Origin of the sequence: Hymenobacter lucidus, assembly GCF_020447265.1 — a bacterium.
In the GTDB taxonomy this organism is placed as follows: domain Bacteria; phylum Bacteroidota; class Bacteroidia; order Cytophagales; family Hymenobacteraceae; genus Hymenobacter; species Hymenobacter lucidus.
In genome coordinates this window covers 59441-73285 of the sequence record NZ_JAJADR010000002.1, presented here as the reverse complement: position 1 = coordinate 73285, position 13845 = coordinate 59441, and the positions used below count along the sequence as shown (strand labels likewise).

Annotated in this window: 9 protein-coding genes; 3 read left to right on the top strand and 6 right to left on the bottom strand. The window is 60.2% G+C overall.

Annotated elements, in window-relative coordinates:
• Nucleotides 1-34: 34 nt before the first annotated feature.
• From pseI to pseC, 4 genes are read right to left on the bottom strand one after another with little or no spacing between them, the layout of a single operon-like run.
• Nucleotides 35-1087: a pseudaminic acid synthase gene (gene pseI, locus LGH74_RS07055; protein WP_348532988.1), complete on the bottom strand. Its 1053-nt coding sequence runs from the start codon at nucleotides 1085-1087 to the stop codon at nucleotides 35-37.
• Between the two features lie 8 nt (nucleotides 1088-1095).
• Nucleotides 1096-2586, bottom strand: a complete 1491-nt coding sequence (gene pseG / locus LGH74_RS07050) for a UDP-2,4-diacetamido-2,4,6-trideoxy-beta-L-altropyranose hydrolase (RefSeq protein WP_226173867.1) — start codon at nucleotides 2584-2586, stop codon at nucleotides 1096-1098.
• A complete protein-coding gene (locus tag LGH74_RS07045; protein ID WP_226173865.1) occupies nucleotides 2586-3329 on the bottom strand; it encodes a glycosyltransferase family protein in 744 nt (247 codons plus the stop codon). Before LGH74_RS07045 ends, pseG begins: the two co-directional genes overlap by 1 nt.
• Nucleotides 3330-3333: 4 nt before the next feature.
• Nucleotides 3334-4485, bottom strand: a complete 1152-nt coding sequence (gene pseC / locus LGH74_RS07040) for a UDP-4-amino-4,6-dideoxy-N-acetyl-beta-L-altrosamine transaminase (protein WP_226173863.1) — start codon at nucleotides 4483-4485, stop codon at nucleotides 3334-3336.
• Nucleotides 4486-4646: 161 nt separating this feature from the next.
• Between pseC and LGH74_RS07035 the strand changes: the two genes are divergently transcribed.
• Nucleotides 4647-7700 carry a T9SS type A sorting domain-containing protein gene (locus LGH74_RS07035; RefSeq protein WP_226173861.1) on the top strand — a complete coding sequence of 1018 codons (3054 nt, stop codon included), beginning with the start codon at nucleotides 4647-4649 and terminating at the stop codon, nucleotides 7698-7700.
• A gap of 85 nt (nucleotides 7701-7785) precedes the next feature.
• Here the strand turns inward: LGH74_RS07035 and pseB are convergent, their stop codons facing one another.
• Complete coding sequence (gene pseB / locus LGH74_RS07030; protein ID WP_226173859.1) at nucleotides 7786-8805, bottom strand: UDP-N-acetylglucosamine 4,6-dehydratase (inverting); 1020 nt, start codon at nucleotides 8803-8805, stop codon at nucleotides 7786-7788.
• Nucleotides 8806-9008: 203 nt separating this feature from the next.
• Between pseB and LGH74_RS07025 the strand changes: the two genes are divergently transcribed.
• A complete protein-coding gene (locus LGH74_RS07025; protein WP_226173851.1) occupies nucleotides 9009-10859 on the top strand; it encodes a hypothetical protein in 1851 nt (616 codons plus the stop codon).
• Between the two features lie 42 nt (nucleotides 10860-10901).
• Here LGH74_RS07025 and LGH74_RS07020 read toward each other — a convergent pair whose 3' ends face one another.
• Nucleotides 10902-12197: a glycosyltransferase family 4 protein gene (locus LGH74_RS07020; protein ID WP_226173849.1), complete on the bottom strand. Its 1296-nt coding sequence runs from the start codon at nucleotides 12195-12197 to the stop codon at nucleotides 10902-10904.
• 284 nt (nucleotides 12198-12481) lie between these two features.
• Here LGH74_RS07020 and ffh point away from each other — a divergent pair, with 284 nt between their 5' ends.
• Entirely contained in the window at nucleotides 12482-13825 is a 1344-nt protein-coding gene (ffh, locus tag LGH74_RS07015) for a signal recognition particle protein (protein ID WP_226173847.1), read from the top strand.
• Nucleotides 13826-13845 lie beyond the last annotated feature (20 nt).

Sequence of the window (13845 nt, the reverse complement as noted above, 5' to 3'; positions counted from 1 at the left end):
GAAGGTAGTAAATCAGTCAGGGTCGCGGCGCGGGCTACAGGACATCCCAGGTAAGGGCCGTGCCACGCCGGATAGCTTGGCGTACCGGGTGGCCCAGCACCTCCGGCAAGTGGTGCGGGGCCAAGCCGTGCCCGGGCCGAATCACGCGGATATTGTCCGCCGTCAGCACGTCGCCGGCCGCCAAGTCTTCCACCACATAAATAGAGCGGCGGAAACCCAGCGACTTTTGCTCGGCGGCCGTAGGCCCGTAAAACACACTGCCGATTGCCTGCTGGGCCTGCCGGCACTCCTGCACCAGGCGCGCCATTTCGTCGGGCTCCATCGAAAACGACGAATCGGGCCCGCCATCGGCGCGGCGCATCGTGAGGTGCTTCTCAATAACGGTGGCCCCGAGTACCGTAGCCGCCACGCTCACGCCGGTGCCCATCGTGTGGTCGGAAAGGCCAACGTGGCAGCCGAACATGGCCTGCAGGTGGGGAATAGTGGCCAGATTGGTGTTGTGGGGCAGCGCCGGGTAGGTACTGGTGCATTTGAGCAGCACCAGTTGGTCGTTACCTTCCTCTTCGCGTACGATGCGCACCATCCGCTCTAGATCGGCCAAGCTAGCCATACCGGTAGAAATAATAACGGGCTTGCCGGTGCGGGCGGCCCGCCGGATCAAATCGGGCCAGTTGTTCTCAAACGAGGCAATCTTGTAGGCCGGGCAGTTCAGGCTTTCCAGGAAATCAATGGCTTCTACCGAAAACGGTGAGCTGAAACCAACCATGCCCCGCTCGGCGGCACGGGCAAAAATGGGCGCGTGCCACTCAAACGGCGTGTGGTTGGTGGTGTACAGCTCGTAAAGTGACTGGCCTTCCCAGTCGTCGTTGGCGCCGCGCACAATGAAATCGGGCTCCCGACTGTCGAGGGTGAGCATATCGGGCGTGCTGGTCTGGATTTTCAGGCCCTGGCAACCCGCATCGGCAGCGGCATCCACAATAGCAAGCGCCTTTTCCAGCGACTGGCCGTGGTTACCCGACATTTCGGCAATGATAAAGGGGAGGTGTCCGGGGCCAATCTGGTGGCCGCCCAAAAGGATATTCTGCATGGTATTCATCAGGAAACGGCAGGAGCTACCTCCAGCCGAAATACTTCATAGGTTTCATTGTGCAGCCGCAGGGCCGCCAATTGAGCAAACCCCAGGCGTTGAAACACACGGCAGGAGGGAAGGTTGCCGGCCTTTACCTGCCCCACCAGCGCCCAGGCACTGGGTTTGTCGCGGCGCAGCTGGCCCAGGGCCCGCCGCAGTATAGCCAGCCCCAAGCCTTGTCCCCGGAAGGCTGAATCGACGGAGTAGTCGATGGTGCCTTCGGAGCCAGTGAATTCAATGCGTACCTGCCCAACCGGGGTGCCGGCGCGCTCAAAAATATACAGAAATGAGTCCGCATCGACCAGACGGCGCGCAAACCAGTCCAGATGGTTGGACCAGGCAATGAGCTCCGGTTGAATGGCATTGCGGCGCACGTCGGGGTCGTTGGCCCAGGTGAAATACTGGTGCGCGTCGGTGGCCTCAGCCCGGCGTACCGTAAGCTGATAGGCCGCGTGCAGGGCCGTGAATACCTCCCGGAAGCGCGGCCCGGTTTTGCCGTCGAATACCTGCCACTGACGTTGCTGCAGCTGCTGGGCAAGGCAGGGGAGCTGCGTTTCAGATATGGCTGCCAAATCCGAATACGGCAAGGCCAGCCCCGCCCCGGTTAGATATGCCAGCAGCAGGCGTTGATTATCAGCAATGGGGTGCAACAGCAGCAGTCCGCCCACGGCGCAGCACTCGTAGGCCACCCCACTGGGCGGGCAGACGTGAATGCCGCACCGGCGCAGCAGCGCGGCCATAGCCTCGGCCGAAATGGCGTGGTGCAGCGTAATCCGACTTATCGACTGTGCCTGCGTTGCAAGCTCGGTCTGGTGCGGATACGCTGCTCCCGTGACCACCTCAATAGCCTTGGCCGGAAAACGCTGCCGTAGCTCGCGCAGTAGCCGCAGCGTGTGATTTTCCGGATCAGCCCCGCCCATATTCAGGAAAATTCGGTCGGTGTCGGGGGCAGCAACGGGCTGGCGGGCGGCCGGCTGAAACACCCGGCGCAGCAGGGCATACTGGGGTCCCAGGCACAAGGCGGCCCCGGGCACTACCTTATCGGCATACGCTTCGGGGCCAACTCCGCCCGCATGGTTGATAACCACATCGGCCCAGAGTGGCTGGGCCAGCAGGTCGTCGAGGCAGACGACCGGCCGGGCCTGGCGCCAGAAAATATGGGCGTAGGCCGGGCCGAAATGGTAGCCATCCAGCACCAGGATATCGGTAGGCCGCATTTGCCGCAGCAGCCACTGAGCTTCCTGTTCCGGCTGCTCAAATACCGGCACCGACCAGATAGCAGAACACAACGGCTGGATTTGTTGCTGCCCGCTTACGTCCATGTCTTGAATAGCAAAAACGCAGTCGAAACCGGGCTGCAGCATATCGGCCAGTGCCAAACAGCGCACGACGTGGCCCAACCCAATTGTGGCGTTGCCATCGACCCGAAAAACCACTCGAGAAGCAGAGGTAGGCATCACGCTTTCTTTTGCTCAATGTGGGCATTCAGCGCCACCAACTCAGGGTGAGCGGCCAGCAAGTCGAGCAACTCGGTAGTAGTCAGCTGGTGAGCTTGGTACTGCTCAATCAGCACCCGAACCAGCTCAAAATCTTCGGCCGTGTCCACCGTCAGGCGGTAGTTGCTGCGGTCGGTTGGGTGAGTGATGTGCTGGAAGCGCACGGTGCCGGAGCGGTTCTGGTGAATGTAGGGCGTGACGTGCTCCCGGTCGGAGAGCAGGGTGGAGTTGTGAAAGGCTTCAGCGAGCAGCTCCCGGGAAAATACTTCGAAGTCCAGCCCCCGGGGAAACGTGCGCTCCAGCACATTCGACAGGTACAGACGCGAATCGGCCTGCTTGATGTACTCGGCCACACCCTGCCCGATAAGCGCGCCGTCAAGCAGCGGACAGTCGGAAGTGACGCGCACGATGATATCCAACTCGTGTTGCTCCACGCATTGCCAATAGCGGCTCAGCACATCATCCTCACTGCCCCGCACGCAGGGAATGGCCTGGGTAGTGGCAAAATCGGCCAGCGAGTTGTCCGCCGTATTGGTCGTAATGGCCAGATACAGCGGCAAACCAGCAGTGCGCAGGCGAGCTAGGTGATAGTGCAGCATGGGCCGGCCACCGATAGGCAGAAGTACCTTGCCCGGCAGGCGAGTGCTGGTCATGCGGGCCTGGGAAATGATGCCTACGCGGGGCAAAGAAGGAAATGCGGCCATGTACTTACTCCCCAATAAACTCCCGGATGCAGCCGATTACGTACTGTTGCTGCTCGTCGGTCAGGCTCGGAAACAGCGGAATACTCAGACAGTGCGCGTAATAAGCTTCCGCCAGCGGGAAAGCGCCGGCCTGCCAGCCCAGCTCCTGGTAATAAGGCATGGTGTGTACCGGAATGTAGTGCACTTGGGCAAACACCTGCTTTTCCCGCAGAAAATCGTATAGCCCTTTGCGGTCAGCTACCTGAATGACGTATAGATGATAGGCATGGCCCGGCGCGCCGGCCAGGGGCCGCACCTGAGATATTCCGGCAAACGCCTCGTCATAACGGGCGGCCAGCTGGCGACGGCGCGCTAGGCCTGTATCGGCCCGCTCCAGTTGGCTGATACCCAAGGCAGTGAGCATATCGGGCATCCGGTAGTTGTAGCCCAGGGTTTGCATTTCCATATACCAGCCGCCGTGGTTGCGGTGCATCTTGGCCGGGTCCTTCGTAATGCCGTGGGTACGCAGCATCAGGAGCTTGTCGTAAAGGTCGGCGCGGTTGGTGGTTATCATCCCGCCTTCGCCGGTGGCAATGTGCTTGACGGGGTGGAAGGAGAAAATAGCTAAGTCAGCAAACTGGCCGTTGCCGCAGCGCTGCTCCCGGCCCTGCGAATCGGTGAAAAAACCGCCTGGGGCGTGGCAGGCATCTTCAATTATCCAGAGGCCAAACTCATCGGCTAAGGCCCGCGCCTGTTCCAGATCAACAGCCAGGCCGGCAAAGTCAACGGGAATCAGGCCGTGGAAATAGCCTTTGGGGTGAGCCTCCAGCAACTGCCGCACCTGTTGCAAGTCAATCAGGCCGGTCAGTGGGTCGATGTCGGCAAAATGCACTTCGCCGCCGCAGTAGAGTACGCAGTTGGCCGAAGCGGCAAACGTAATGGGCGTGGTAATTACCCGCTGGCCGGGTGCTACGCCCAGTGCCAGGGCGCACAGGTGCAGGGCGGCCGTGCCATTGGCCACGGCCACGGCATACTGCACCCCGATATAGTCGGCGAACTTATGCTCAAACTCTGCCACCTTCGGGCCCTGGGTCAGGAAGTCGGAAAGCAGCGTTTCGGTGACGGCCTGGATATCGGCTTCGGTAATGTGCTGACGGCCGTAGGGAATGGGAAGCATAGATACTGGAAAGGGGCAAAGCACGCAAAGTTCTAAAAACGCAGGCAACTGGCAAGGTTGACTACAAAAACCGGTACCTTTGGTTTGGTACGTCCGTCGCTTGGAGTAAGCGGCGGAATTGTTTTTACCAACTCTATATCTACACCTGTTGCCGCGCGTCTATGAAGAGTATCTACAAAGGAACACTATTGTTTCTGGGTTGGCTGTTTTGTGCCTTATTCCCCATTTTCCAGGCCCAGGCCCAACGGGAGGCCAACAACTGGTACTTTGGCAACCAAGCCGGCGTCAGCTTTGCTACGGGCAGCCCGGTGGCGGTGACCAATGGCGCCATGACCTCGTACGAAGGCAGTGCTTCCATTTCTAATGCTGCTGGTCAACTGCTGCTCTATAGCAACAGTGAGCAGGTCTGGGATGCCAACCACCAGGTAATGCCGAACGGCAGCAACCTGGGCGGCCAGAACTCCGCCACGCAAGGTGCCCTTATTCTGCGGGCCCCGGGCAGTACTTCGCTTTATTACGTTTTCACCGTCGATGCCATCGACAATAATCTAGTCGGCGGGCTGCGCTACTCCATCATAGATATGACGCTACGCGGCGGCTTGGGCGACGTAACCGCCACCAAATCGGTGCGGCTGCCGACTCCTACGCTGGCGGGTAAAGTCACGGAAAAGCTGACGGCAGCCCTGCATTCCAATGGAAGTGACTACTGGATTGTAGTGCATGGCTGGCAGTCCAACAGCTTCTACAGCTTCCTGCTTTCTTCGTCAGGCATTAGCACTACGCCGGTAGTTAGTGCCGTTGGGCCTGTGCACCAAGGGGGAGGCAGCTTCTTTGGGGCTGCCAATGCCGTCGGCTACATGCGGATTTCGCCGAACGGCTCCAAGCTGGCCCTGGCGTTGCGCGATTCGCAATTTGAGCTCTATGATTTCAACAAGGCTACTGGTTCCGTCTCCAACTACATTGGGCTATTGGGAACCAGTACGTTCTACTATGGAGTAGAATTTTCGCCCGATAACAGTCGCCTGTACACCAGCATGTATGCTGACGGAGCTACCAGCAGCACGATTTACCAGTACAACCTGCTGGCTGGCTCCGGAGCGGCTATTCAGAATTCCCGGCAAACAGTTGGGTTCGTCAATGGCTTGGCTGCGGCATTGCAGAATGGTCCTGATGGCAAAATATACGTGTCGGCTTTGAATAAGGCCTATCTGAGCTCTATTGCGCAGCCCAATGCACTGGGCTCCGCTTGTAATTTCCGGGAGGGTACAGTAGCGCTGGGTGCAAAGCTGAGTCAGAATGGCCTGCCCAACTTCCCCAATGCCTTTGCCTTCGTGGCCAACGAATGGACCGGCGCGGTAAGCACCACCTATACCGATGCGGCCAACTGGAGTGCGGGCTACGTTCCTGGCGCCACCGACGACGTTGTTATCAAGGCCACGGCCATTCGGATGCCGGTACTGACGGCTTCTACCTCCGCTTCAGCTCACACCTTCACCGTGGCCAGCGGCGCTTCGATGACCGTGGACGGGACGTTCTTCCTGGGCGGTGACCTGATAAACCAAGGTACTTTCAACGGTGACGGGGAATTGCAGATTGTGGAAGCCGGTGCGCATAGTATCGGCGGCAGCCTGCTCAGTATCCGCAACCTGACGCTTACCAATGGTGCCGTTACCACCCTCACCGGCCCAGCGCAGTTGAGCGGCGTGCTGGCCCTGAGCGAAAACCTGACCACCAACGGCAATACTCTAACGCTGCTTTCCAACGCCGCTGGCACGGCCATGGTCGTCAACTACGGCCCGTGGGCAGTGAACGGGGCTGTGACGGTGCAGCGCTACATTGCACCCGGCCTGAATGGGGGCCTGGGCTACCGGCACTATTCGGCGCCGGTGAGCAATACCACGCTGGCCGATCTGACAACGGCCGGCTTCTCGCCGGTATTCAATACCGATTATAACACGGCCGCCGAGCCGGGTACGGTGACGCCGTTTCCCACAGTCTTTGGCTACAGCCAGCAGCGGCTGGCCACGGCCAGCGCCGCCAATGGTGGCTTCAACGCCGGCTGGTTTTCGCCCGGCGCGGCCACCGAAGCCATGACGCCCGGTGTGGGTTACACCGTGAATCTGGACGCGGCCAACCTAGTTGACTTCGTGGGCACGCTCAACAACGGCAGCATCACGCGGGGCGGCCTCACGCGCACCGCCGATGCTGAGGGCGGTTGGCACCTGCTGGGCAACCCGTATCCGGCTCCCATCGACTGGAATCTGGCTTTTGGCGGCGCGGCCAACCTGCTGAACTCCGTGTACGTGTTCAAATCCTCGGGGCAGTATGATGGCAGCTACGCCAGCTACGTCAATGGCGTGGGCAGTGCCCGCTACATTGCCGCGGGCCAGGGCTTCTTTGTGCGCGCCCCCCTGGTCGGGGCCACCGGCAGCCTGACGTTTTCCAACAGCGCCCGCCTGACGTCCTACTTGAATCCCGATTTCAACCGGGCCACTACCACAGAAACCCGGCCGCTGGTGCAGCTGGATCTGGTGGGCGGCCAGCGGCACGACGCGGCCTACGTGTATTTCGAGCGAGGCGCCACCGGCGACTTCGATGCCGCCTTCGACGCCTACAAAATCACGACCGGGGAAGTGGCGGCGCTAGCCGTGCACAATGGGGCCGAGCCGCTGTCCATCAGCGGGCTGCCCAACACGCTGGCTTCCGGCGCTACCGTAACGGTGCCGCTGTCGGTGTACACGCCTCAGGCCGGTACCTACACGCTGGAAGCCGCGCAGCTCCTGAACCTGCCCACCGGCACCGTGGCCTACCTGCGCGACGCGCAAACCGGCACACTGGTGAATCTGGAGCGGCAGCCTTCCTACGCCTTTAGCAGCGGGGCCGGACTCTACAGCACCACCCGCTTTGCCCTGGTATTCGGCCCGGCCCAGGTGCTGAGCAGCGCCACCGCCCGTCTTAGTGAGCAACTGACCCTATTCCCCAATCCGGCCCAAGCTCAAGTAACCCTGACATTGCCCGAGGTCATGCGCCAGCAGGCCGTAACCATAGCCGTTGTCAACACGCTGGGCCAAACGGTGCTGCGCCACACGCTGACCACCGCCCGGAATTCTAGCGCGCCGGTGGTGCTGCCCCTGTCGGGCTTAGCCAAGGGAGTGTACATGGTGCAGTTGAGCAGTGCTGCCGGTACGGCGGCCAAAAAGTTGGTGATAAACTAAAAGCCTGATTTCAGTCTACAAAAAAGGGCTCCGCAGTACTGCGGAGCCCTTTTTTGTAGACTGAAATAAAAGGTCGATGAGATTCTTAGGCCTCAAAGTCGGCGTCGACGTGCAGGCGGATTTCCTCTCGTATCTGCTCGGCCGTGAGCCACTCCTGATTGTTGGCCGAATCGTAGTAAAAGCCGTCGGGCACCCGCTTGCCATTGAAATGCCGGATAAACTCCTCCACGTCCCAGCGCGGGGTGAAGGGTAGAATCACGTAGTACTTGGCTAGCTCCACGGTGCTCAGCGCGTCAGTTTCGGTTATCATGGCCTCGTGCAGCTTCTCGCCGGGCCGGATGCCCACGATTTCCTGCTTGCACCGCGGCCCGATGGCTTCGGCCACTTCCGTAATCTTGTAGGAAGGAATCTTGGGTACGAATATTTCGCCGCCCCAGGCGTGCTCCAGCGCATACAGCACGAGGTCCACGCCCTGCTCCAGCGAGATGTTGAAGCGAGTCATGTCGGGGTGGGTGATGGGCAGTACGCCGGTGTGGCGGCGCTGCAGGAAAAACGGCACCACTGAGCCCCGGGAGCCAATTACGTTGCCGTAGCGTACCACTGAAAAGCGCAGGTCGCGCGAACCTTTCATGTTGTTGGCGGCCACGAAGAGCTTATCCGAGCAGAGCTTGGTGGCGCCGTACAGGTTGATAGGTGCGGCGGCCTTGTCGGTGCTCAACGCCACTACGTGCTTCACGCCCGAGTCGAGGGCGGCGTTGATGACGTTTTCGGCGCCGAAGATGTTGGTCTTGATGCACTCCATCGGGTTGTACTCGGCGGCGGGCACCTGCTTGAGGGCCGCGGCGTGCACAATCACGTCGATGCCTTCGCAGGCGCGCTTGAGCCGCTCACCGTCGCGCACATCGCCAATGAAGTAGCGGATGGCGGGGTATTTATCGTGTGGAAACACCTGCGACATCTCGTACTGCTTCAGCTCGTCGCGTGAGTACACCACTAGGCGCTTCACCTGCGGAAACTTCTCGAAGACCGTTTGCACGAATTTTTTGCCGAAAGAACCGGTACCACCCGTTACCAGGATGGATTTATGATTTAAGTCGAGGCTCATAAGTAGAGGAAAGCCGTGGCGCCCGGCGGGCGAAAGGAGGGCAAAAGTAGGCATTCCCGCCCTAGCTTCCGTACTTTTGTGCGCTGTCGGCTTTTTTACGGTCGTCATGCTTCATCTGGCGCCCGCGCAGTCGAAGACTCTCTACCGCTTCGTTGCAATACCTTATTAGTTACCACTGCGGTAGAGATGCTTCGTCCCTCAGCATGACCAACGATTTCACCTTCCCCGAACCCATCAAAGTCGTCATCTGGGACCTGGACGATACTTTCTGGCGCGGCACGCTCTCGGAAGGCGCGGTAGAGGCGCTGGCCGAAAACCTGGCGCTGGTGCGCGACACCGCCGCCCGGGGCATCGTGCACACCATCGTTTCCAAGAACGACTTCGCTCCGGCCGAGGCCAAGCTCATCGAGCTGGGTATCCGCGACCTGTTCGTGTTTCCCCAAATCAGCTGGCAGCCCAAAGGTCCTATTATCAAGGAGTTGCTGGAGAAAATGCAGCTACGGGCTCCCAATGCGCTGTTCCTCGACGACAACCCCATCAACCGGGCTGAGGCGCAGTTCTACAACCCCAAGCTGCAAGTGGCCGACCCCGCCGAGCTAACCCAGCTGGCCCCGCTGTTGCGCGCCAGCGGCAAGCCCGACCCCACTCTCAGCCGCCTGGAGCAGTATAAATTGCTGGAGCGCCAGCAGGAAGCCCGCTCCGGCTACCAGGATAACCTGGCCTTTCTGCGCGACTCCCAGGTGCGGATCCAGTTCCAGGAAGGCGCGGCCTTATTGCCCGACCTCGACCGGGTGGAGGAGCTCATCAACCGCTCCAACCAGTTGAATTTTACCAAGCAGCGCGTCACGAAGGAAAGCCTGCGGGCCGACGTGCAGAACCCAAGGCAGCGCTGGGGCGCCGTGCGGGTGCAGGACCGGTTCGGCGACTACGGCCTGGTGGGCGTGTACGGCGTGGATCTGGCGCAAAACCGGCTGACGCAGCTTGTTTTCTCCTGCCGCATTTTGCACCTGGGCGTCGAGCAGTTTACCTACGCCCAGCTGGGCTTTCCGGCCCTGGCTGTGCAGGGCGACGTAGCCACCGAGCTCAACCAGCACGACCGGCCTGACTGGATTACCGTCGAAACCACGGAAGCTGCTGAAGCTTCCGTAACGAATAAGTTAACCGCTAAACCCGCGGCCGGCCGGCTGCGGGTGCTGCTCAAAGGCGGCTGTGACCTGGGGCAGCTCACGCCGTTTTTACAGGCCTACGAGTTGGCAGTAGACGAGGAGTTCAACTTTAACAACGAAAACCAGATTCCGGTGCACATGGAGCACACCGCGCTGCTGCGCCAGGGCCGGGAGCTGCCGGAAAGTGAGAAGCAGCGCCTGGCACTCAGTCTGCCATTTTTTGGCCGCGAGGCTTTCGACACCAGGCTCTGGGGCGCCGGTTTCGATGTGCTGGTGTACAGCCCCCTGATGGACTACACCCAGGAGCTGTACCGCGAAAAAGCCACGGGCGCTGAAATTCCCTTCGGCGGCTACCAGAACCTGACCACGGCCGAGCCGGCTGCACAAGCTGCCAAGTATAGCCAACGTCGTTTCCAGGGGATGGATGAAGCTTTTCTACGCCGGTTTCAGCAGGAATTTAGTTTCGAGGGCCAGATTACCCCCGCTCGATTTAAGGACAACCTGCGCTGGCTGCGCCAACAGGTGCCCGCCACCGTTCCAATTTTCTTCCTCAACGGCGCGGAAATTGACATACCCGGCTCCGGTGAAACCGGGGCGCTGCAGCGGCACCAGGTCATGAACCAGGCACTAGCCGACTTCGTGGCTGCGGCCGAAAACTGCTTTGTCATCGACGTGCGCGACTTCGTGCAAACCCCCGCCGATGTGACCAACAACCTGCGCCACTACCAGCGCCAGCACTACCGCACCCTGGCCCAGCGTACGGCCGAGGCCATCGGGCAGTGGCAGGGCCGGCAGCTGGCCCGCTCCGCCTGGGTCGATTTGCGCGCCGAAGTTGCCAGCCGCGTGCCGGCCAAGCTCAAAGGGCTGTTGGGCAAGCTGCGCAAGTAGTTCATAACGTGTTGCTTGTGCTTGCGGTCTGGTGCGTCGTGTTTATCTGGCGATAAGCTGCACCAGCTGCTGCGTCAGGGCGCGGCGCGAGTAGCGGGTGTGGCTGAGGGCCGGCAAGTCCAGGTTAGAGTTTTGCTGCCACTGGGCGGCTAGTTCCTCCAGGTAGTCCAGCATGGTTTCGTAGGCATCGTAGGCGTAGGCATGGCCGGCGCTGCATTCCTGCAGCAGGTTGTCGGCGTCCGAGCCCACGGGACCAATGCAGATAATGGGCTTATTGGCCGCCAGATACTCGAACACCTTGCCCGGTAAAATCCCGAAATTGTGGTCTACATCGGGAATAGCCATCAGCAGTACCGAGGCCCGCAGCAGGTAGCGCACCGACTCGTCGTGCGGCACGAAGGCAACCAGCTCGGTGCGGCTAGCCAAGCCGGCGGCGGCAATCTGGGCCTGCACGCCCGCCGATACCTTGCCCACGAAGCGTAGCCGCAGCGGCACCGTGGGGTGGCGCCGGGCGCATTCGGCGCAGGCCCGCAGGAACTCCTCTATATGGTAGGTTTCCGAAATAGTGCCGGTGTGCGTTATCAGCAGCGCATCGACGGGTGGAGCAGAAGGCATCTGGAAGTCACTCTCGTCGTAGCCGTTCGGAATGACGTGGAATTTACTGGCCGTCAGCGCCGGCGACTTGCCCAGCAGCAGCCGCTTGGTGTCGGGGCTGGTAGTTAGCACTTCGTCGGCCTGTTCCAACACCTGGCGCTCGTAGCGGGCATCGAGCCAGCGGGCAAAGCGGGTTTTGTTGAGCTCCTTGGTGTAGTAGATATCCGTCCAAGGGTCGCGCATATCAGCCAGCCAGCGCAGACCGTGGCGTTTTTTCAGGGCCAGCCCGATGAGCTGGGTCGAGTGGGGCGGCGAGCTGGTGAGCACCGCATCGAAGGTTTCACCCTGCGCAATCAGCTCATCCACAGCCCGCAGCACGTGGCTGTTCCAGCCCCGGCGTGGGTCGGGAATAAACAGGTTGCCGCGCACGAATTTGAAAAACTGCTGCTGTAGGCTGGTTTTGCTTTCGTTGGCGAAGCCGCCGTAAGGAATCTGCTGCCGGCCGGTGAGCTTTTTGTAGCTTCCAAACGGCTCGGAAGTGCCCGTGCGAATGACGCGCACCCCGGCCGGAATTTCGGCTGCCAACGACTCGTCGAGCACCGGGTACGCGCCTTTTTCGGGGTCCACGGTAATGACGGTGCACTCTACACCAAGGCCGGGCAGGTGCTTCACGAACTTGAGCGTCCGCTGCACGCCGGCCCCCCCGGAAGGCGGCCAGTAATACGTAATGACGAGCAGGCGCATAGGGCAGAAGGGGCAGATTTGGGCGGTTTCGGAGCGCGAAGGTAAGCACCTATCGGCTTTTGGGGTTTTCTGGCTAATTTTGGGGAGCGAAGCGGCGACGATTCGCGTACCTTGTCTGTTAGGGCAAAGGCGAAACTCACCCGGCCCGTCCATTTTTTCGGCGGTGTGCAGCGGTTGAAACTTGCTTTTTGTCGTTTCCATCTTGCTGAAAAACAGCGTGCTGCCAAAGCCTTGTAGCTTGGCCGCCGCCTCATTCCCCACGCAACCAAGCAGCACATCTACCGATGTTCGATAATTTAAGTACCAAGCTCGACAAAGCCTTCAAAACCCTCAAAGGCCAGGGCAGCATCACCGAAATCAACGTTGCGGCGACCATCAAGGAAATCCGCCGCGCCCTCGTCGATGCCGACGTGAACTACAAGGTGGCCAAGGAAGTCACCGACAAGATTAAGGACGAGGCCATGGGCCGCGACGTGCTGACGACGGTTTCGCCGGGCCAGCTGATGACCAAAATCGTGTACGACGAGCTCACCCAGCTCATGGGCGGCACGAAGGAAGACGTGGTGCTGAAAGGCGACCCGGCCGTGATTCTGCTCTCGGGCTTGCAGGGCTCGGGCAAAACTACTTTCGCCGGTAAGCTCGCCACGTTCATCAAGAAGCAAAACCGCACGGTGCTGCTCGTGGCCTGCGACATCTACCGTCCTGCCGCTATCGACCAGCTGAAAGTGCTGGGCGAGCAGGTGGGCGTGGAAGTGTATTCGGAGCCGGAAAACAAGAATCCGGTCGAGATTTCGCAGAATGCCATTGCCTACGCCAAGAAAAACAACAAGAAAGTAGTCATCATCGACACCGCCGGCCGCCTGGCCGTGGATGAGCAGATGATGCGCGAAATCGAGCAGGTAAAGCGCGCCATCAACCCCTCCGAAACTTTGTTCGTGGTGGATGCCATGACGGGTCAGGATGCGGTGAATACGGCCAAAACCTTCAACGACCGGCTGAACTTCGACGGCGTGGTGCTCACCAAGCTCGACGGTGACGCCCGCGGCGGCGCGGCCCTCTCGATTCGGGCCGTGGTCGAAAAGCCCATCAAGTTCATCTCCACGGGTGAAAAGATGGAAGCCCTCGACATGTTCTATCCCGACCGGATGGCACAGCGGATTCTGGGCATGGGCGACGTTATTTCGCTCGTGGAGCGCGCCCAGCAGCAGTTCGACGAGGATGAAGCTAAGCGCATCAACCAGAAGATTCGCAAAAACCAGTTCAACTTCGACGACTTCCTCTCCCAACTGGAGCAGATCAAGAAGATGGGCAACCTGAAGGACCTGGTGGGCATGATTCCGGGCATGAGCAAGGCCATCAAGGACGTGGACATCGATGACGACGCCTTCAAGCCCATTGAGGCCATCATCAAGAGCATGACCCCGCAGGAGCGCGCCCAGCCCGAAGTGCTGAACGGCTCCCGCCGCCGCCGCCTGGCCAAAGGCAGCGGCACCGATATTCAGCAGGTAAACAACCTGATGAAGCAGTTTGAGGACATGCGCAAGGTGATGCGCACCATGAACAAGATGAGCTCCACCAAGGGTGGCATGCAGCAAATGGCCAAAATGATGGGTATGCGCGGCAAATAACTTCTTTTGAACAAGCAAAA